The organism is Chlamydia psittaci 6BC, from assembly GCF_000204255.1.
In the GTDB taxonomy this organism is placed as follows: domain Bacteria; phylum Chlamydiota; class Chlamydiia; order Chlamydiales; family Chlamydiaceae; genus Chlamydia; species Chlamydia psittaci.
The window spans coordinates 820,788-841,155 of the sequence record NC_017287.1 but is presented as its reverse complement, the minus strand read 5'-3'; the positions used below and the strand labels follow the sequence as shown (position 1 = coordinate 841,155).

Here is a 20,368-nt window from a genome sequence, read left to right as displayed (position 1 = left end):
TCTTCATTTTTTAAGCGATGGATGGAAACGCTATGTTTTTTATTCGTGTGCGTTCAGTAGGTTTTTTAGATATTCACGGTGTTTTATCTACGCGTAAGGGAGAACAGGTGATGAAATCTCGTTCAGGGGTTTGGGTAGGTGCTCGAGGAGCCATTTTCTATCGTATAGCTTCCTGATCGCATTTCTTGACTTCCAACAGTTCTTAAGACGCAAAGGTCTTTCTTTTTTATCTTTTTGCCCAGCAGTATTTTTTTTGCAGCACGTTACTCTGATTTTACTCAGATATCTTTGGTATTTACAGGGTTTATGATGACAACTAGGGTTTGACAGAAACGTTAGTAAAGCATAAGTCTTGGTATAGAATTCAGACGCGGAGTATTGTGGATAGGAGCGTAACGCTTGTATTTATTTCGCCTCTTGACACGGTTTTAGCTTAGGAATCGCTTTCTCTTGGCTATCACAAAATAGACGCGCTTGATTTTGTTTTTATTTAAGGATTATAGTGTTTTTTTTAGGGAGGCGTGGTTATGAAACTAACGCGTACGGTTAGCGTTGCTGTTACAGGGGGGACAGGGCAAATTGCCTATAGTTTTCTATTTGCTCTAGCTCATGGTGATGTTTTTGGTAGTGACTGTGGGATAGATTTACGTATATATGACCTCCCTGGGCTAGAGAGAGTGCTTTCAGGTGTTCGTATGGAACTTGATGATGGTGCTTATCCTCTTTTGCAGTCTCTGCGTGTTACAACTTCCCTAGAAGATGCTTTTGATGACATTGATGCGGCTTTTCTTATAGGAGCAGCGCCGCGAGGCCCTGGTATGGAACGATCGGATCTTTTAAAGCGTAATGGAGAGATCTTTTCTCTTCAGGGATCTGTGTTAAATACTTCTGCAAAGCGTGACGCGAAAATTTTTGTCGTTGGTAATCCTGTAAATACTAATTGTTGGATTGCTATGAACCAGGCTCCAAGATTGAATAGAAGGAATTTCCATTCTATGTTGCGGTTAGATCAGAACCGGATGCATACAATGTTGGCTCATCGTGCGGAAGTGCCTTTAGACGAAGTTTCCCACGTTGTTATTTGGGGAAATCATTCTGCAAAACAAGTTCCCGATTTTACTCAAGCGTTAATCTCAGGAAAACCTGCTGTTGAGGTGATTAGTGACCGTGATTGGCTTGAGAATATTATGTTCCCCTCTATTCAAAATCGAGGAAGTGCTGTTATAGAAGCTCGCGGAAAATCCTCTGCAGGATCTGCTGCCCGTGCTTTAGCAGAGGCGGCACGCTCTATTTTCCTCCCTAAAGATGGAGAGTGGTTTTCTACTGGAGTATGCTCTGACTATAATCCCTATGGTATTCCTGAAGATTTAATTTTTGGTTTTCCATGTCGTATGCTGCCATCTGGGGATTATGAGATTGTTCCTGGATTGCTTTGGGATACCTTTATAAAAAATAAGATTCAAATTTCCTTGGATGAAATTTCTCAGGAAAAAGCCAACGTATCTTTGTTATAGCACAAGTTAATGGGGTGATTTATGACTCAATCTTTTGACGTATTAAGTCAAAATGCTTTTAAAAAGATTTTTAATAAACAGCGATTTCTTTTTATTTTTTCTAGTTTGTGCTGTTTTGGTTTTGTTTTTTCTATATTTTTAAAATTATGCTCACAATTTGTTCTTAGTTTTTCGCTATCAACACTAGGTCTGGGAGCGTTTTTTTCTTCCTTTAGTATTGTGTGTGCTTCTGCTGTGGTTGTACAGGCGTTATTAAAACAAGAATCTGTGGGTAATGTAGAAAAAATCACAGCAACATTTCATAAGAATTGGAAATCACTGTGGTTATCTTTACTTGTTTCTATGCCATTTTTCATTGCGATGGTTGTAGTAAGTACAATAATTTTGTTATCGATGTTTTTAAGTTCTTTGCCTTGGATTGGTAGAGTTTTCCATACATTGTTAATTTTTGTTCCCTATCTTTCGGCAACAACTTTGATCTTACTCTTTCTAGGTTCTTTCATATCTTTATTTTTTTGCATACCTGTGCTTAGCGATCATGAAAGCGTTGATTATATGCAGTTATTAAGCTGTTTTAAAGGTAACGTGTTGAAACAGTCTATTGGATTTATCATAGCAGCGACGCCTTTAGCATTGTGTAGCTGGCTCGCCTTAGATTCGTTTTATTTGATGTCACATCTTGTGTGTTTATCAGATATGAATACAGGATCGTTTTTAATGGAAGTCTTGGTATTAGTTATGCCCATAGCTCTTATTCTGACTCCAGCTCTTTCTTTTTTCTTGAATTTCTCTTTTGATTTTTACTTGATGAAGCAAACCTCTCAAGACAATTTGATTAAAGAGTAAATAAGAACTCTTTAGCTATGTAAGCTGTAGATTGTTTTAAAACAGCTTGAGCTAGCATGTCTCCGGTAAGGCCATGATAAAGTAGACCTTTGGATCCTAGACCTCCTAGGAACCAAAGGTTTTCTTTTATCCTGCTAATCAATGGTAAACGTGTAGAGCTGGATGAACGCATGCCTGCATAATAATTCAGGATAGTCGCATCTTTGAGATCTGGAAATAGAGAGAGAATAGGGGGCATGATTTCGTTATAGGCAACATTTTCATCAGGAACAATTTCGGGTTGATTATGTTCGAAAGTAGATCCTAAAATACAGGTGTTGTTTTCCGTATTTGCTACCATATACTTACGGCCATTGATGCTGAATTGTGGCATAGCCAGATCCTTAGGCCAGGAGATTTCTATAAGCTGGCCTTTTACATTGGATAAGGGAAGTTTTTGTAATTCGGGGAGGAAATGGGCATTAGCTCCTGGTGTAACGATAATATGCTCATAAAACTCCTCAATATCAGAGATATTTTCTATAAGCTCATCGTAAAACTGAGTGCCAAGATTCGCACAAGCATCCCAAAGACCATTAATGTACGCGTTATTATTTATGGTTACACCGTTCTTTATGAACAAAGCTCCGAGATTCGCAACAATACCGGGGACAGTCATTTCACAACGTGCTTTCTCCCACCACTCGAGTTCATTAGGAAATTCCTCGACACGCTTCATAAAAATCTCCGCCTGTTCATCGTCTACTGCTGGGCGGATGATCCCTCGGGAAAGAACAATCGGGATATGTAATGCTTTGCTAGCTTCTGTGATTAAGCTATGAGTAGAGGTAATTCCTAAATCAGCGAGGGGAGGTTTCATGGCTTTCTTTCCAGTAAATCCGTGAAGAAGACCCGAAGACAATCCCGAAGCTCCTTGACCTAGAGGAACTGGATCAAAAAGATCAATAGTTGCTGTTCCTTGAGAATGCAGTAGTAAATGCCAAGTTACAGAAAGCCCGGCGTATCCCGCTCCTAAAACTGCTATACGCATAAGTTTACCTTGAAATCTAGAATCTGAATTTAGAAATTCACTCTATATCTCTCCTGAGGATAAGCAAATAATGCATTAAATAACAGAGAGGAATGTGGAAGGAGAGGGAACTAAAAAAAATGAGAGAGGCGCAAGGGCCTCTCCCCAAGGGTGATTGGATCATTGGGTTATAAACGGATTTTCTCCGTTGAAAAGAGGAATATAGCTAGTAATGCTAAAAAAGCAATTATTGTAATTTCTGTAATCTCTTTTTTTGCAAAAAAAGTTTTTGCATTCCTGCCTTTTTTCCCAGCATCAATGTAAAAAGGAATACCTAAAGCCAAGAGAATAATCGCCATAAGTAGATATTTCAGTCCTCCAGCATAGATGAGCCAAATAGAATAAGCAGCACCAAGGAGTCCTGTAATTTTTGCAGTAAAGGCTTTGATTGGTCCCTTATTTGGGTATTTTTTGTCTTTACTAAACTTCACAAGAAAAGCAGCGCTTGCAAAATAGGCAGGTAAAACCATGACGCCTGTAATGCTCAACATCGTATTCCATGCGTTGGTTGAAAAGTACACCAGAAGCATAGCGACTTGCATGAGAGCGCTAGTGATGTATAACGAAACTTTCGGAGAGCGATCAGCATTTTCGATAGTGAAAATCTCTGGGAATGTACCATTTTTTGCCGCAGAATAAGGGATCTCAGCAACGATCATCGTCCAGGATAACCAACTAGAGAGTATGGCAACAAGGAGACCGACGTTCATTAAAACTTCTCCCCATTTTCCTACGAGAATACCTAATACTCCCGCGGTTGAAGGGTTGGCAATACCTGCGAGTTGATGTTGAAATAAGGAGCCAAAGGGTAAGATAGATAAAAGTACGTAAACGGTAAGACAACCAGTAAAACCTAAAATCGTAGCTTTTCCAACAGCACTGGGACTTTTTGCACGTGCGGACATAACTACAGCTCCTTCGATTCCTATGAAAGCCCACAAGGTAACTAACATGGTGCTTTTTAGCTGACTAGTTACAGATCCTAATAACGGTTGTGTTTTTGTAACCGTATCCCCCCAAAAATCTGTTTTGAAAATCGCAAGTTTGAAAAGAAAGGCTGTAATGATAATGAATACAATAAGAGGAACGAGTTTGCATACGGTTCCGATGACGTTAATGAACGATGCCTGACGGATGCCCTTCAAGACGATGAAATTGAAAACCCATATGAGTATGGAGCCTCCTATAATTGCGGGTATCGTATTTCCTCCTTGAAAGTAGGGTGGGAAGAAATAGTTTAACGCATCCATGGTCATTACAGCATAACCGACATTACCAAAGATCTGGCATAACCAATATCCCCACCCAATGGTAAATCCTATGTAGGGGCCAAATCCTTCTCGGCTGTACATATAGATCCCTGTCGTTAAGTCAGGGCGCACTAATGAGAGAATTTTAAAAGTATTGGCAATGAAAAACATGCCTACGCCTGTTAGGATCCATGCTAAGATAATTGCTCCTACTCCTGCTGATGCTGCCATATTTTGGGGAAGGCTGAAAATTCCTCCCCCAATCATGGAGCTAATTACCATACCTGCCAAAGCTATGGCTCCGAGATTTTTCCCGGATTTACTCCCATTAGAAATCATGTATTCTCCTTACTTAATTGTTACCGGATCGGCATTTTCAAAGTTGAGGAACCCTAATGCAGTTAATGCGAAACCATATTTTTGCTTAATGTTAATGTAGTTATGGAAATACTGAAATTCACTGTGTTTTACAACTGAGCGAAGATCCAGTTCATGTTGAAGGGATTTCTTCAACCACATTTTAGCATGAGATTCTGCGATTTCATCGTTAATCCATGTAGGGAAAAACTCTACGTATTCTGCTGCCCATCCACCGATAAGCTCGCCATTTTTATCTTGTCCCCAGCAAATACCTACACCGGTAGCAATTGCATGAGTGCCTTCTGCTGTGGAAGCTCCGCGTCCAGCCATGATGACTTCTAAAACAGCACCATGTTTGAAGAATTTTACACATTGATCTACAGGGACAATATTTCCAAAGAGTTCTTTAGGTAGTACTGATGTGTAAGGGACAATATTAAAATTCTCTATTTTTGCTTGTAATAGAGCTGAGTCATAACAGAAAGTTTCAAAAGGTTGAGGAGGCATTCCATCATCAGATTCACCGACTCCTCCGGTATGGAAAGCTAATGTGGGGTAGCGTGTTCCGTAAGGCATGTACAAACTCCTAAGGATATCAAGTTATAGGATATTAGGTAGAGAAATTAGCTCGGATGCCGTAAACTTTAGCAGAACGTTTATCAGGTCTCCGTGCAGGATGAATATAGATTTGCAGATCTGGAGTTAAGGATATGTGAGGTCCAAATCCTATGGTTGCGAATGTTTCTATTACAGTTTCGTATTTGCGGATTCTCTTTTCTGTAACTACTTTAGGATTGACTTTGCTCATGGAGCACGCAGCCCCTAAAAGATCTTGAGGATTGCGATTTATTGGATTTGCTGATGCTAATCCAAGAACATAAGAGCGGTTGAGATTCAGCGCTGTTCCTGTGGCACCATTCCATCTTCCAAATACGTAAAGTTTCTCTCCTAAGTGCTGTCCGAAGTTTAGCGACCATCCTGTTGTTTGCGTAGGTTGTTCTGGTACCTTTCTTGTAGAATAGATTAATGCAGAATATTGTCCACTACCTAAAGCACTTTGAGGTGCCCAAGAGAAATATCCATAAAAGTTATAGCGGTTTCTTGTAAGATTATAAATGTCGAAAGAAGAGCCTAAAATATTGTAAGCATCTTGGAAGCCTGCTTGAATATTTATAGAGGGTGTAGGTGTAAATTGTAAATAGGCGCCAACGCTTCCTAATGAATATGTCGCACTAGCATTTTGTGATAACGCGTAACTTATGAATCCTGATTGTTGATCGTTATCGTACAATGTCCCATCTATAGAGTATAAGCTGTATTGACCAACTGAAATCGTAAGAATATTCCCCGGGAATGTTTGAGAAAACGTCAGCTGAGATAACGTATTAGCTCGGGTACTGTAATCATTGATTCCACCCGCAATTCCTATGGCGTTGTTAGCATTTTGTGCGTTGTTTCTCCAGTAACGTATTAAGGTATAGGAGAAATCGATACTCCCTACACCTGCAGTAGGGCTATTGTAGAGTTGCCAAGAAACGTTAGGACTCATGTAAAATTGCCAAGTCGGCTGCTTCTCATCAATTGCCGTTAGCAGACCTTTTTTAGGATAAAACCATTGAGGGAGAATGGTAAAATCCACAGAAATTTGTGAGTTTGTTTCTTTTTCTATCGAGTTGAACAATTTGGAGATCGACAGCCCTTCGTCGCAAGGGCGATCTGCTAATACATTACGTATTGGGGTAAGTACATGACGACGAGGTTCTTGGCTTGAGGTTGCAGAGGATTCTTGTATCGAGGAAGAGGAAACATAAGAATCTTCCGTGTGCCTTTTTTGCAATCTTTCGGAGTATTTATGATGGTGGAGCTTAGGATGATTCGGATCAATAGCATAGGCAGGCATGATCATGATGCCATAGACACATAGAGCAGTTAATAGGGAAGAACGAAAAGACGCCATGAACTACCAAAAGAAAAGATACGTGGTTCTTTTTTGTGACTCTAAAAAAAAAAGTTTTTTTTATGCCATCATTTTTGGTGAAAATAGAGGAATTATCATCTTAATGCTATTCCATCATTTGGTGTCTTAGTAATAAAGCAGCAGCCTCATTGCTAAGAAGTTTTTGTGTGTATGTGTATTGAACCTTAGAGATTTCAGGATGATATACTGGAGGCAAGAATTTTTTAGCTGAGTAAGTAATTCCAAGATAAGAAATTTTTTTTAATTTGCATAACTCACCAACACGTGCCACATTTTCTTTGGAATTATCCACATAGATAATTTTTTCAGGACGGGCTGCGATGGTATCTAAGAAAATTTGGAGTCCAGGTCCTTTGTGGAGTTCTTCTCCAAACAAGACCCCAGAAGAAAAAAGGATACTTTTTGGAAGTTCATGAGTTACAACAGGGGCTGTACTTTCTAAAGATAGACCTAAGCTTTTTAGCTGTTGTAGAGTGATAGATTTTGAGGAATGTTTACGCTCAGTATAAACAAATAGTGTTTTCTGTTTTTCTTGGACTTTTGAGATGAGGATCTGCATAGCATTTTCTATAGTTTTTACAGATCCTTTTTCTAGAAATCCTTCCCAATAAGGGTAGACAGTTTGCCAAGCTTCACTTTCAGAGAAGCCGAGTTGTTGAAATCCTTCTATTGTTTTCTGGAGCCACACTGTTTGTGTTAGTGCTTCAGCTCCTTCTAGTAATGTGTCATCAAGATCAAATATTAACCAGAAATCCTGATCATCATACAGGATATCACCAGCAATCTCGTGAATAGATTTTACCTCTACGTAACGCGTGGTTTCTGTACAGTCACTAAGCGTAGGAAAAAGAAAAAAGAAAAATAGCCAGTACTTTTGCATGGGAGGAAGAATAAAAAATTTCGAGAAGCATAAAGCAAAATAGAAATTTTTTACATAGCGTTAATAATATTTTCTACACTCAGACGGAATTGTTCTCTATTCTCTTGAGAGAGTTTATCTGGGAACCATAAGGAAAATTGCAGGAGAGCTTGCTCAGCAAACATTTCATAGCCGTAAAGAATCTGACAACCTCGCTCCTTAGCTTTTTTCGTATAGAGGGATTCTTTAGGTAGTGTGTTAATATCGATAATCACAGGAGGGTAGATTTCAGGTATTTCTACATCGGGAGGCAGACATAAAATGAGAATATCGATGTTGTGGTTTTCTGATAAGGCATTTAGGGGAAAAGCTTGACCATGACATAGCACAGAGAGTTTTTCAGCGTGAGTTTTCGTACGGTTGAAAATGCTGATCTGCGCTCCTGAATCAGCGAATGTAGTGGCTATGGCTTTTGCTGCACCTCCAGATCCCACTATACCCACATGCTTGTTTTGTAAAAGGATGTTCTTGCGTTTTAAAAGGTTTAATAGCCCTAAGCCATCTGTGTTGTATCCTGCGATCTTATTATCACGGAAAACTAAGGTGTTGCAAGACTGACACTGTTGTACAGAGGGATCAAGAATATCGATATATTCAAGAACATCGGTTTTAAAAGGCATAGTCACACTCAGACCACCAAAAGGAAGATCACGAGTTAAAGAGAAAAATTCGTTAAGTTCATAGGGGGTGAGTAGAATTTTTATGTAGCTCATGTTGAGCTGTAGCTCTGAAAATAATTTATTATGGGAAAGATGACTGATGCTACGGTCTACCGGGTTACCAATCAGACCATAGATACGGGATTCTGAAGAGAGATTCGTATAGTTGTAGGCGAGTAAATCTTCTATAGAGAGCTGTCCTTGGGCTACTTTGGGAGCATTGATTCCAGAGGCATAATTAATGGCATTTTTCATTAATGGTGAAAGAATGCGTGAGGCTATACCTGCATTTCCCATACAAAGTAGTGTAGTATTTTCGGGAAGGTGTTTTTTTATTTGTATGCAGCGGAGGGTGTCTATAGACTTCGTTGATGTAATAGCAATTTTATAATGATGTGCTTGTCGCCTAAGCATTTCATTACAGAGATTAGGAATGTGTTCGGAAGTGTCGCTATGATAAGAGAGAATAATTTTTATGTTAGGATAATTCTTTTGGATTTTTGCTAAAGCTTCTTTGGGGAAGTCTTTATCAATATCCAGGTACTCCGGCTGTAACTCTGCAAGTTGTATAGTGCGTTCTATCCATGCTATTTCAGAAAGGCTTGGGTTCTTCCTTAACGTGAGAATAGGTTTTTTTGCTAGGGCTATGAGATGTTTGAGTTCATCTGAAGACAGAGATAAAAGATAATCAATGCGCAACTCTATACTATCGACTAGAGGTAAGGAGTGTAAAAGTTGCTGTTCAGCTTCAGCAAAAGTAGGCCCACTAATTGTTGCACATAGCATAGCATTCACTTTTTAGAGTTTTATAAAGGATATCCATTTTTGGTACTGTACAATAGATCCCATTACATGAAGCTGCCCTGCCCAAATGTTCTATCATAACCATCCTGATGGCTTTTTTGGAGAGATTTTTTTTGTCGTAGCCAAGAGCATGGATGATATTTTCAGGATTGTAAAATTCATTATGAAGATGTTGAGGAATAAGATTGCGTAGTTCCTCAAGAGTTGTAGGCAAATGGAAGCGTTTATATAGATGGTGTAATTGCTCTAGCAGAGAAAGATTTTTCATAATTCCTGATTCTAGGGAAATTTTTGTTTCTATCATCATGCCTACGCTTACCGCCAATCCGTGGGGGAGATGGCCTTGGGATAATGTTTCTATAGCGTGTGCAATTGTATGACCGAAATTGAGTATTTTTCTTAGATGTTTATCATGAGGGTCTTTAGCAACGATGGCAGCTTTAACGAGGCAGTTTCTTTTGATAAATTCACTAAGAATTTCCCGAGAGGAGAACAGCATCTCACTGTGATTCTGAAGAAAATCTAAGATATAAGCATCAGCGATACATCCGTGTTTTATGGCTTCGGAAATTCCGTAGAACCACTCTTTCTTAGGTAATGTTGATAAGAACTCAGGACATACCCAGACATCTTTCGGGAGATAGAAAGTCCCCAAGCGATTTTTGAATCCACGTAGATTAATCCCATTTTTTCCTCCTATACAAGCATCTATCATTGCCGTCATTGTTGTGGGGACTAAGAATAGTGGAACACCCCTGCAATATGTAGAGGCGAGAAATCCTGCCATATCCAAAACTATACCGCCCCCAATACCTATAATGGTAGAACCTAGAGGAACATCTTGATCTACAAGTTGATTTTGCAGAGAAATGAAAACTTCCCATGTTTTATTTATCTCTCCGGAAGGAAAGGACAAAGGAACTACCTTATAGCCTAAAGAACGTATAAAATCTAAAACAGGAGGAAGAATTGCTTCTGCAACTTGAAAATCGGTAACGATAACAACGGGATAATTTGTAGATATAGAAGAAAATAACTTTTTATTGAAGAAGTTCCCCACAAGCTTGATATTATGAGGATCGGAAACAAAGTTTTTGATCATAATCTCGCACATCGTTGTTGTAATAATAAATCAGCTAAGACAAGATTTACCATAGCTTCTACAACACCTACAGCTCTTATAGCAACACAGGGATCATTACGACTGCCTTTTTGCGTAGTATAGCTCGTAGGCTCCCCAGTTTTCGTTACTGTGCAACAGGGTTTTTTAATAGAAGATGTAGGTTTAAATACTACCCGACCATTGAGGGGCATTCCTACAGTAATCCCTCCTAATGATCCGCCGCAGTTATTCGATGCCATGGAAATTATCCCGTCTTCGATAATAATAGGATCAATATATTCCGATCCATACCTATCAGCAGAAGCGAATCCTAACCCTATTTCAAATCCTTTAGCTGCTGGAATGCTCATCAGCGCAGAAGCTAACATGGCTTGTACTTTACTGAATACTGGCTCGCCAAGGCTCTCATGAATAGGAGAAGTAATAAAAGATACCACGCCCCCTAACGAGTCTTGTTTATTTTGTAGGTCGGTTATTGTTTGAAAGATAGAGTCATGGTTTAGAGGAGAAAGAAAGGGGGAGTTGTAAATGCTTTGCGCGAATTCTGTAGAATATTTTGGATATTCCTCAATAGATGCCTGTCCTAATTTAGATAAGAAAGCTAAACAATGAATATCATAATGAGCAAGAAATTTTGCTGCGATGACACCGGCAGCCACGCGGCATGCAGTTTCTCTTGCGGATGACCTTCCTCCTCCTAGAGGGTCTACAATGCCATATTTTTTCTCATAAGCAAATTGTCCATGTCCTGGACGGTAGCGATCGTTTTGTTCGTAATATGGATCGCTTTTTACATCAGTATTAAAAATTTGTAGAGCAATGGGTGTCCCTGTTGTCTTGCCTTGATAGATCCCAGAAAGAATATGAACAATATCTGCTTCTTTACGTGGAGATGTTCCCGGCCGCCCTGGGCATCTGCGCGACATAGCAGGAACAAAATCTTCAGGGGAAAGTTGTAGCCCTGCAGGGCACCCGTCGACGACAACCCCAATACAAGACCCATGAGATTCTCCCCATGTCGTTAGAGAAAATAAAGAACCAAAGCGATTTCTCATTGATTTAGTAAGGTATTCAAAGATTCACACGCAGATAATAATGAACGTTCATCTAAAAGATCTACCTCGTCAAGAGGGAAGTGATAATCACAGATGCGTTGCATACGCTCTATACGTTGTTGTAAGATTTCTTCCATATTTGGAGCTTGTTTTAATCTTTCAGGAAGACCACGTTTTAAGAGCCTTTCACAAATCTGAGCTATAGGAAGGGATAGGTAAACCAGCAGTCCTCTATTTTTAATTATATCACATGCTTCTTGATGCATGATGGTTCCTCCGCCTAAAGCAGTGACACTATTATCTAGAGAGATAGAACGGAGAGCTTCAATTTCTAATTTTGTAAACTCTTGTTCTCCAACAGCTTGGAATATTTCGCAGGCCGAGGAATGTAGCTTGTTGCCGTAGTTCATGACAATTAAATCATCAACATCGAAGAAAGATGTCGAAAAATATTTAGCGAGAGCTTTGCCGAACAATGTCTTGCCCACTGTGGGCAGGCCGCAGAGAAATATATTCATGATGTTCCTGGACGTTCGCATGCAGAGAATTTAGAATCTGGATGAAATTTGGGAAAGTTTTTTCTACGCAACCAGTATCATAGATGATACTCTCCCCAGAAGCATGCATCGCTGCTATAGAGAGGGCCATAGCAATTCGATGATCGTTATGAGAATGCATGGAAGCTCCATATAATGGGCTGGGATTGATTAGTAAACCATCGTGACACGGTTGGATACAAGCTCCCATTTTCTGTAGTTCTTGAGTGATTGCAATGATGCGGTCGCTTTCTTTATCTTTAGCGCCTCGAGCATTATATAGATATGAGGAGGAGGTAGCAAAACAGCAGAGAACAGCAAGAATAGGAAGAGCATCAATAAAAAGATCCATATCAATATTTCCTCCCGAAAATGTGGAAGGGAAAATAATCATGGTGTTGTTTTCAAAAGTAATATTGGCTCCAAGTTTCTTAAGAAGGAAAAAGAGTTCCTTATCTCCTTGGATATCGTCGATATTGAGATTTTCTAGGTAGGTGGGATGAGGGGATTGAGAAAGTAGGGCAGCAGCTGCAAGGAACGCTGCGGTGCTAAAATCTCCCCCCACAGTATAGGAAAATGCTTGGGGGCGAGCGTTCCCTTCAAACGAGTAAGTATCGTCAGATTGCACATAGGGAATAGCGAGGAAATCCAGCCACCACAATGTAAGAGCAAACCAAGGGCGTTCTTTAGGATTGATGATAGTAAATGAAAAAGGTCCTTCTGCTAAAGAACATGCTATAGCAAGAGCAGAGGCGTATTGGGAGTCATCACCTAGAACTTCTGTATATCCGGAAGAAATTGGCCCTAAGACAGAGAAAGGTAGAGAATAGGGATCTCCTTCATAGGAAAAGGTAGCCCCAAAATTTTCTAGAGCTCGGATCAAGGGAGCGATGGGACGCCGTTGTAATTGTGAAGATCCTGTAATTGTGATCTTCTCAGAAAAAATCGCGGCAAGTGCTGTAAAGAAACGAAAAACAATTCCCGAACTTCCTGCATTGATGGAGGTGTCTCTAGGAAGTGTTAGCTGGGAGGTTCCCGTAATTTCAAGATGTGTAGATTTTCTAAGAATTTTTGCTCCTAGCTGCTCGCAAGCTTGGATCATAGCTTCTGAGTCTGGAGAGGCGAGAGCATTATGTATTATGGAAGTCCCTTGTGCTACCGAAGCCCAAAAGATAGCTCGTAGAGTATGAGACTTCGACGGAGGAACGGAAACTCTTCCAGATATAGAGGAGGGAGAAATCTTATAAGCAAGCATTTTGGCTAACTTATTTTTGCTTTCCAAAAAGCTTGCCTGAACACTAATTTCTCGTCCAAGAAAATATTATTCATTCTAGAAGACTAAACTCTACACGTTTTCTCTATGAGTTTCTCTAAGTGAGTGACTAACTGCAAGCATAGCGTGCTTTCAATTTTGCAAGCATATGAAAGAAGGTCTTTTGCGTGTGGTAATGTTGCTAATTCTGATTCCATTTCTTCTAGGTGTTCTTGTTCTTCCAAGATAATGGATTTTATAGTGACCTTGCTCCCAGCCTGTTTTAAAATATCATGGTAGATAGGGTAGAGCTCAGCAGCGCGCATTTCTATAGCAGAGGTGACAAGTACGTAGGCTGTGGTCTTCAATGTTTGTTCAGAAAGGTGGTAATGGTTTTTCAGTATTTTACATGTGCGCACATCTAGAAGATCTAGGTAATACTTAACACCATAGGAACCGAGCATTTTGTCTAGAGAATAATCAAGGAAAGGTTGATCTGAGACTCTCGAGATTTGCGTTTTTAGATAAAACGCATGACGGAATTCTTCTGCAGCGTGTTTTAATACTTCTTTTTTTACTTGTGTAGGGTGCTCACTAATTGAGATCTTTTTTGCCCCACAGTTTTCTAAAAACGATAGTGTATTGACCCACTTGCTATGTAACTCGTTATCCGCAACGATATTTTTAAGGATAGATGACCAACGTGATGCATATGATACAAAGGTTGTTATTGTACTCGTAAGCATAGAATCTCCTGGAGGTAATGATAAATTCGCTGCAGATCTTCCTCATGGATACAGTAGGGAGGAAGGACATAAATAGTATTTCCTAAGGGGCGTAGAATGAGGTGATTGTCTATAAAGAAGTTATAAAGGGTATCACGTAAATTAGAGAAATATCCTAAAGATTTGGTTGGATAATCTACAGCGAGTACCGTTCCTAAGACATCACAGCGTTGCCATTGTGATCCGTATTGTGATTGGAATTGCTTATGGCAAGTCTCTATCATTTCACGTTGTTGTTTGCACTGCGGGGATAATGTGAGATCCAGAGATGCTAAAGCTGCAGCACACCCTAAGGGATTCCCTGTATAGGTATGGCCATGTAGAAAAGATAATCTACGATCTTTAGCTACAAAAGCTTGGTAAATTTCTTCGCGCACTACAGTAACAGCAAGAGGAAGAAATCCACCTGTTAACCCCTTAGAAAGACAGAGGATATCTGGGTTCGTTTGCATGTACTCTGAAGCAAACAATGGTCCTGTGCGTCCGAATCCTGTAAGAATTTCATCGGCTATGCAAAACACATCATAGTGTTTGGCGAGTGCTAAAATGGCATCTAATCCTTCAGGATTGTGCACACGCATGCCTCCTGTGCCTTGTAAGATCGGCTCGTAAATAAATCCTGCAATTTCTCCTGTGGAAAATAGAGCTTGTGCTTGCTGTAAAGAGATATCTTCTTTTCCATAATAGGGAGGGTCGATAGTATCCACAGGGAAAAATAGAGATTGGAAAGGCTGATTAATATCGGCCGGGCCTGCTATGGACATAGCTCCGAAAGTATCTCCATGGTAGCCATGTTTCAAAGATACAAAACGAGTTTTTGGTCTTCCTTGATTATAAAAATATTGGAGAGTGATTTTTAAAGCGATTTCTATAGAACAGGCACCATTATCAGAGAAGAAACAACGTTCTAAACCGTCTGGAAGTAGTTCCGTAAGCCTTTGAGAAAGCTCTTCAGCGGGACTATGTGTGATATTAGAAAAAATTACATGCTCAAGTTGGTATGCTTGTTCTGAGATTTTTTGTGCAATATAGGGATGAGCGTGACCGTGAAGATTACACCACCATGAAGAAATGGCGTCCAGATAAGCAGTGCCCGATTCTGTATAGAGATAAGCACCTTCTCCACGTACAATGTGGATAGGTTCGTGATCTAAACCAGGTTGAGCAAAGGGATGCCATATTTTAGATTTTTTTTTCTCATTCTTTAGATCTGTAAACATCACTGTATTTCTCTATATTTCCAGGTTTCTCTCCATAGATTTGCGTAGTTTTGTACTATAGCTTTGGAAATCATCTTTTCATAATTCAAACGTCCCAAAAAAGGCAGACCGGTCATATTAAGCAGCCAATCTTCTTCTTCCTTAGAGTATTGATTGAGAATTATTCCTAAGATGCTGAGGTTTCTTGCTTGCATAGCCTCAATTGTTAAACAAGTGTGATTGATACTTCCTAAATAGGCTTTGCTAACAAGCACCCAATGGCATGGCCATTTCGCAAAAACATCACCCTGTAAAGAATTATATGTGCAGGGAGAGAGGAATCCTCCTGAAGTTTCAATAATGAGAGAAGAATCTGTTTTTGGAAGAGTGATAGTTTCTTGATTAATAGTGATATTATCGATTTGAGCTGCTTGGTGGGCTGCTAGGGAATGAGAAAGTCGGTAAGATTCTGGGTGGCAGCGAGCTCCTGAGAGTTCATGAACTATGGCACTGTCAGAGTGGTTTAAGGAGCCAGATTGTATGGGCTTCCAATATTCTGCTTGAAATAGGATAGTTAAGATGGCGCTAACGAATGTCTTGCCGACTTCTGTATCAATTCCTGCTATGATAATATGCATAAGCTTTCTTGGATTTCGTATAATTTATTCAAGAATTCTGTGATTTCACTTTTGGTATTAAACGAGTGAAGACATATCCGTAATAATTCTTCTTTTTGTTTTACAGTTGGACTGACAATAGGGCGGACGTCAAATCCAAAATCCTGAAGTGTTTTTGCTGCTTTGCGTACTTGAGTGCTTCCTGGTATACATAAGGACTGAATAGGCGTATTGCCATTGTCTTTAAAAATAGGTAAACGCATGTCTTGTGCTTTTTCTCGGAAATAAGAGATCAGTTGTTGGAGATTTTCTCTAAGGACATTCGCTTTTTCGTTATATTGATAGGCCAATTGGATCAATGCAAACGCATGGGGAGGTAGAGCCGTGGTATAAATAAAAGGACGGGAGAAATTAATTAGGTAGTCTTTAAGAATAGCTTTTCCTCCAACTGCTGCACCATGAATCCCTAAAGCTTTTCCAAAAGCATATACAGTTGCAGATACGTCATTTTGAAGCCCTAAAGAAGCTACGTATCCCTCCCCTATATTTCCAAAGACTCCTAGAGCATGTGCCTCGTCAACAATAAGATGCGCAGAGTATTTTTTACATAAAGCACAGATGGCTTTTAGGGGAGATACTGAACCATGAAGCGAATATACAGATTCCACGCAAACAAAGGTTTGTCCACAGTGTGGTTGTGATAAACGCTTTTCTAAATGTTGAATGTCATTATGACGGAAGGGGATCCCCTGGGCTTTCGCAAGGCGAATGCCGTCATGGATAGAAGCGTGGATATAGATATCGTAGATTACACGGTCTTCTTTAGAAACCAGTGCTGAAATTAATCCGAGATTTGCCATGTATCCAGAATTAAAAATTAAAGCGCTTTCCATATTATGATAGGCAGCAATGTATTGTTCTACACGATCTGCTAGAAGAGATTGCCCTGTGAGGAGACGTGATCCTGTAGAACCCAGGGAATGCATATAATCCCATGCGTTAGAAAATCTTTGTTTCAACTCTAAAGATCTAGCAAAGCCAAGATAATCATTAGACGTGAAATCTATAGAAGTAGAGACAGTTTTTAATGTTCGGTGAATCTTTCTATGTTTTTGTTTTTCTAATCTTTGTTCTAACAGGTTACAGATTGGCATGGTTGCCCTCTTTTCATTGAAAATGCTGGACGATGACGCATTCCAAGTAAATTCAGCATGGCGGTGTCTTCATCTATATCGTTGTTATCTACAGTGAGGAGTTTCTCACCATAGAAAATCGAATTTGCTCCGGCAATGAAACATAGAGTTTGTTGTTCCACAGAAAGGAAAGCACGTCCTGCGGCCAGGCGCACCATAGAGTGGGGAAACACAATGCGTGCTGTAGCTATCGTACGTAAGATTTCCCAAAAAGATATCGATTTCTGATTGTGTAGGGGAGTCCCTTCTATCGGCCAAAGCACATTGACAGGCACCGATTCTGGCATGCGTTCTCTACATGCTAGGTTATGAAGCATCTCGATACGATCTTCAACAGTTTCTCCCATACCAACAATCCCACCACAACAGACATTAATTCCAGATTTTTCAACGATATCCAAAGTTCGTAAACGATCTTCATATTTGCGTGTGGTAATGATTGTCTTGTAAAAACCTTCAGAAGAATCCAAGTTGTGATTATAAGCATAGAGACCGGCCTTAAAGAGCTTTTCAGCTTGATTTGGGGTGAGCATGCCAAGAGCACAACATACCTCAGCGCCCATATTGGTAATGCCTTTGATCATTTCTAAAGTGCGATCAAATTGATGGTTATCTTTTACTTCTCTCCAAGCAGCTCCGAGGCACACGCGAGTGGCTCCAGAATTTATAGCATGTTTTGCCTTATCCAAGACTTCTGTGATTTTCATCATTGGTTCTGGTTTGACATTTGTTTGGTAACGTGAAGACTGTGCGCAATAAGCGCAATCTTCAGTACAACCACCTGTTTTTATCGAAACAAGATAACATGTCTGTAATTCGGAGTGGGGAAAATTACTTCTTAATATAGCGTTCGCCCTATGGATTAACTCAAAAACAGGAGTGTTATATACTTCTTTAATTGCGTCTAATGACCATAACTCAGAGCGTGCTTCCATAAATGATGCTTTCCTAGAAAAAGGTTGACAATGTAGACAAAGGGAAGAATTGTTAACATAGAATCCCTAGAAAGTCAATAACAACGGATTTGTGAAAGTCTGCACGAATTAATAAGATACGCTTATCTTTTGTTGAAAAATGGGATGAATTTTTTAAACAGAAAGTTGAGTGATACGGTTTGGGATACCTTCCTATCACTCTATTTGATTTAGATGGATTGAATCAGTTTAAAGTCGGAAAACTTTAGTTAGTTCAGAGAGGAGGTAAAACCCCCATCCAAAAGTAGATTGACCCCTGAAATAAAAGAGGAGGATGGTGTTAGGAGAAACTCTATGGTTTTTGCTAGCTCTTCAGATTCGCAATGACGACGTAAAGGTATTTCTTCAGTCTCCTTATTATATTCTTCCATATAGCTAGATTGGTTTACTCTAGCTTTTTCTTGAATTCTATTTTTATGAAAAGGAGTGAGTACAACTCCTGGAGAGACAACGTTTACACGAATTCCTTTAGGGCCCAATTCATAAGCAAGAGCTTTAGCATACGTTGTCCACATACGACGAATAACACAGGATAGACCGTAAGCGGGTAGGCGTTGTATAGATGTCGTTCCTCCTATGATCACAATAGAACTTTGAGAACTCATATAGGGGAGAGTCGCTTGAATTAGAGCTGTCTGTGCTATAAAAGTTGTTTGTAATGTGGATTCCCAAGATTCCGGGGATTGTAAAACGCTTCCCCAAATAGGGCGAGGTGTTAAAATGATCAGCCCTTGAATAGGGCGATTGAGCTCTTTAAGAGTTTTTTTATAATCTGCAAGATATCCGGGGAAAGAATAGTCTATAGCTAGAGTTGAAGAATTGGGGTTTTGTTCGTGTAGTGTCCGAAGTTTATCGTGTTGTCTGCCTATAAGTAGTAGATAGTAGTCTCGTTCGTGAAGATACAAGGTGACTGCTGAACCTAGTTGTCCTGAAGCTCCTGTAAGTACGACACACGGATGGTTTTCCTTTGTTGTTGCTAACGCAAAAGTGGAGGAAAACAAAGTGAGGATGATTATAGCGTACTGGATGAGTTTTCTGCTTGATCGCATGTAATTCCTAGCAAGTTAAGAGTGTAATCGGAAGCTTGAGTTATTGGGCGTTGGTGAATAGTTTCTAAGAATTCCTGTAAGAAATACTGAGCTTGTGTGTATCCCATTACGGGGGGCACGTAGTCGGGGTCGTCTAAGTATTTATCAAGGAATAGAGAAAGCCAAATTCCGCAAGACGAACTGTCTTGTTGTATGGGGGTTTTTATAACTTTTTTGACAATAAACGGAGAACACGCTCCATTGGCATCGGGATGAACATTTCCTAATCTAGTAGCTATCGAGTTTAGTGCTGGGTCAATTATCCGATTATCTATAAAATTCGCTAGACTATCAAAGAAAACAACCTCCCTTCTGTATAAGTTGACGATTACCAGTGTCCAATGAGATACCCCCGCAAAACCCCTTTGTGCTGTTGATAACATCAAGGAGTTCAGTTCCTCCGCATTATTCGCACAGGGGTGGTGCCATAATGGGTAAGCGTAGATTCGGAAATTTTGACAACCCCTTTCCACTAAATGAGGATAGTCTTGGTAATTGTCTTGGTGATGACATTGAGTGCTGTCAGGGTGGTCTAAAATGCTTTGAGTAGAGAAGTCAAACATGTGTAGGTCTTCTAACACCACGCGTTCTATAGAAAAACAAGTTGACGGTGTATAAAGAGAGGACACGAATAGATTAGTATGCTTCTCAGACAGCCTGATAAGATGAGTTGAGATTTCTAGATGGTCCCAGCTGCCAAATGAAATTTCCGGTTTTGAACTAAATACAGACGCGTCATACAGGTAGGGTGGGTAATAATATTCTGCGCCATCTACACAAGAACAGCGGATATCAAAGTCCAAGAGATTCTGTGTAGACATAAAACATAGAATCAACCCTAGAGTAATAATAATAAATACAGAAGCTAGTATGACTCTAGCTAATTTACTTAAAAATGAAGCGTTATCAAAGGAGCCTGGTCCGGTAATAGGTGTTTTTTTACGCATAAAACCAACCGTTCTTTCTCCGGAAGAATAAGTATTATAGGGATTATACGATGTATAAATAGATCTTTGGTAAGTAGTTGGCGGACAAAGAAGAAAGTTAGCCATAAAACTGTTATTTTATTTTTTTTTGCAACGATTATAGTTTTTTTAAAGAAAAAAATCATTTTAATTTTTTATTAATGACTTACTAACTTCTTATT

Annotated in this window: 20 protein-coding genes; 3 read left to right on the top strand and 17 right to left on the bottom strand. The window is 39.7% G+C overall.

Features of this window, described 5'->3' with window-relative positions; translation table 11 throughout:
* The first annotated feature begins 32 nt into the window (after nt 1-32).
* The 3 genes from ltuA (at nt 33) to G5O_RS08800 (ending at nt 2,360) form a co-directional block, all read left to right on the top strand.
* Nucleotides 33-176: a protein LtuA gene (ltuA, locus tag G5O_RS10405; RefSeq protein WP_013462711.1), complete on the top strand. Its 144-nt coding sequence runs from the start codon at nt 33-35 to the stop codon at nt 174-176.
* A 351-nt stretch (nt 177-527) separates the two neighbouring features.
* The gene (locus G5O_RS08805) at nt 528-1,514 is read left to right on the top strand and encodes a malate dehydrogenase (RefSeq protein ID WP_006343397.1); all 987 of its coding nucleotides are present in this window, start codon (nt 528-530) and stop codon (nt 1,512-1,514) included.
* Between the two features lie 21 nt (nt 1,515-1,535).
* Complete coding sequence (locus G5O_RS08800) at nt 1,536-2,360, top strand: hypothetical protein (RefSeq protein ID WP_006343396.1); 825 nt, start codon at nt 1,536-1,538, stop codon at nt 2,358-2,360.
* Here G5O_RS08800 and G5O_RS08795 read toward each other — a convergent pair.
* The 17 genes from G5O_RS08795 to G5O_RS08715 form a co-directional block, all read right to left on the bottom strand.
* Complete coding sequence (locus tag G5O_RS08795; RefSeq protein WP_006343395.1) at nt 2,350-3,390, bottom strand: FAD-dependent oxidoreductase; 1,041 nt, start codon at nt 3,388-3,390, stop codon at nt 2,350-2,352. The genes G5O_RS08800 and G5O_RS08795 overlap by 11 nt on opposite strands.
* A 167-nt stretch (nt 3,391-3,557) precedes the next feature.
* Nucleotides 3,558-5,018 (bottom strand): arginine/agmatine antiporter AaxC, encoded by a 1,461-nt coding sequence (aaxC, locus tag G5O_RS08790; protein WP_006343394.1) that lies wholly within the window; start codon nt 5,016-5,018, stop codon nt 3,558-3,560.
* Between the two features lie 9 nt (nt 5,019-5,027).
* A complete protein-coding gene (aaxB, locus tag G5O_RS08785; protein ID WP_006343393.1) occupies nt 5,028-5,615 on the bottom strand; it encodes a pyruvoyl-dependent arginine decarboxylase AaxB in 588 nt (195 codons plus the stop codon).
* A 34-nt stretch (nt 5,616-5,649) separates the two neighbouring features.
* On the bottom strand, nt 5,650-6,996 hold the full coding sequence (gene aaxA, locus G5O_RS08780) for a porin AaxA (RefSeq protein WP_006343392.1): 1,347 nt from the start codon (nt 6,994-6,996) through the stop codon (nt 5,650-5,652).
* Nucleotides 6,997-7,102: 106 nt separating this feature from the next.
* The gene (locus tag G5O_RS08775; protein ID WP_013462709.1) at nt 7,103-7,897 is read right to left on the bottom strand and encodes a DUF2608 domain-containing protein; all 795 of its coding nucleotides are present in this window, start codon (nt 7,895-7,897) and stop codon (nt 7,103-7,105) included.
* A 50-nt stretch (nt 7,898-7,947) separates the two neighbouring features.
* Entirely contained in the window at nt 7,948-9,381 is a 1,434-nt protein-coding gene (locus G5O_RS08770; RefSeq protein WP_006343390.1) for a bifunctional 3-dehydroquinate dehydratase/shikimate dehydrogenase, read from the bottom strand.
* The gene (gene aroB / locus G5O_RS08765; protein ID WP_006343389.1) at nt 9,362-10,501 is read right to left on the bottom strand and encodes a 3-dehydroquinate synthase; all 1,140 of its coding nucleotides are present in this window, start codon (nt 10,499-10,501) and stop codon (nt 9,362-9,364) included. Before aroB ends, G5O_RS08770 begins: the two co-directional genes overlap by 20 nt.
* Nucleotides 10,498-11,577 (bottom strand): chorismate synthase, encoded by a 1,080-nt coding sequence (gene aroC, locus G5O_RS08760; protein WP_006343388.1) that lies wholly within the window; start codon nt 11,575-11,577, stop codon nt 10,498-10,500. The genes aroB and aroC overlap by 4 nt, the downstream gene beginning before the upstream one ends.
* Nucleotides 11,574-12,095 carry a shikimate kinase gene (locus G5O_RS08755; RefSeq protein ID WP_013462708.1) on the bottom strand — a complete coding sequence of 174 codons (522 nt, stop codon included), beginning with the start codon at nt 12,093-12,095 and terminating at the stop codon, nt 11,574-11,576. Before G5O_RS08755 ends, aroC begins: the two co-directional genes overlap by 4 nt.
* A complete protein-coding gene (aroA, locus tag G5O_RS08750; protein ID WP_006343386.1) occupies nt 12,031-13,368 on the bottom strand; it encodes a 3-phosphoshikimate 1-carboxyvinyltransferase in 1,338 nt (445 codons plus the stop codon). Before aroA ends, G5O_RS08755 begins: the two co-directional genes overlap by 65 nt.
* A gap of 83 nt (nt 13,369-13,451) precedes the next feature.
* Nucleotides 13,452-14,111, bottom strand: a complete 660-nt coding sequence (locus tag G5O_RS08745) for a hypothetical protein (protein ID WP_006343385.1) — start codon at nt 14,109-14,111, stop codon at nt 13,452-13,454.
* The gene (bioA, locus tag G5O_RS08740) at nt 14,093-15,370 is read right to left on the bottom strand and encodes an adenosylmethionine--8-amino-7-oxononanoate transaminase (RefSeq protein ID WP_013462707.1); all 1,278 of its coding nucleotides are present in this window, start codon (nt 15,368-15,370) and stop codon (nt 14,093-14,095) included. Before bioA ends, G5O_RS08745 begins: the two co-directional genes overlap by 19 nt.
* Entirely contained in the window at nt 15,370-15,987 is a 618-nt protein-coding gene (gene bioD / locus G5O_RS08735) for a dethiobiotin synthase (protein WP_006343383.1), read from the bottom strand. The genes bioA and bioD overlap by 1 nt, the downstream gene beginning before the upstream one ends.
* On the bottom strand, nt 15,972-17,120 hold the full coding sequence (locus tag G5O_RS08730; RefSeq protein ID WP_006343382.1) for an aminotransferase class I/II-fold pyridoxal phosphate-dependent enzyme: 1,149 nt from the start codon (nt 17,118-17,120) through the stop codon (nt 15,972-15,974). The genes bioD and G5O_RS08730 overlap by 16 nt, the downstream gene beginning before the upstream one ends.
* A complete protein-coding gene (gene bioB, locus G5O_RS08725) occupies nt 17,099-18,094 on the bottom strand; it encodes a biotin synthase BioB (RefSeq protein ID WP_006343381.1) in 996 nt (331 codons plus the stop codon). Before bioB ends, G5O_RS08730 begins: the two co-directional genes overlap by 22 nt.
* Nucleotides 18,095-18,342: 248 nt before the next feature.
* Nucleotides 18,343-19,182: an SDR family oxidoreductase gene (locus G5O_RS08720; protein WP_006343380.1), complete on the bottom strand. Its 840-nt coding sequence runs from the start codon at nt 19,180-19,182 to the stop codon at nt 18,343-18,345.
* Nucleotides 19,146-20,273, bottom strand: coding sequence for a Ulp1 family isopeptidase (locus tag G5O_RS08715; protein ID WP_006343379.1), 1,128 nt, complete (start codon nt 20,271-20,273; stop codon nt 19,146-19,148). Before G5O_RS08715 ends, G5O_RS08720 begins: the two co-directional genes overlap by 37 nt.
* Nucleotides 20,274-20,368 lie beyond the last annotated feature (95 nt).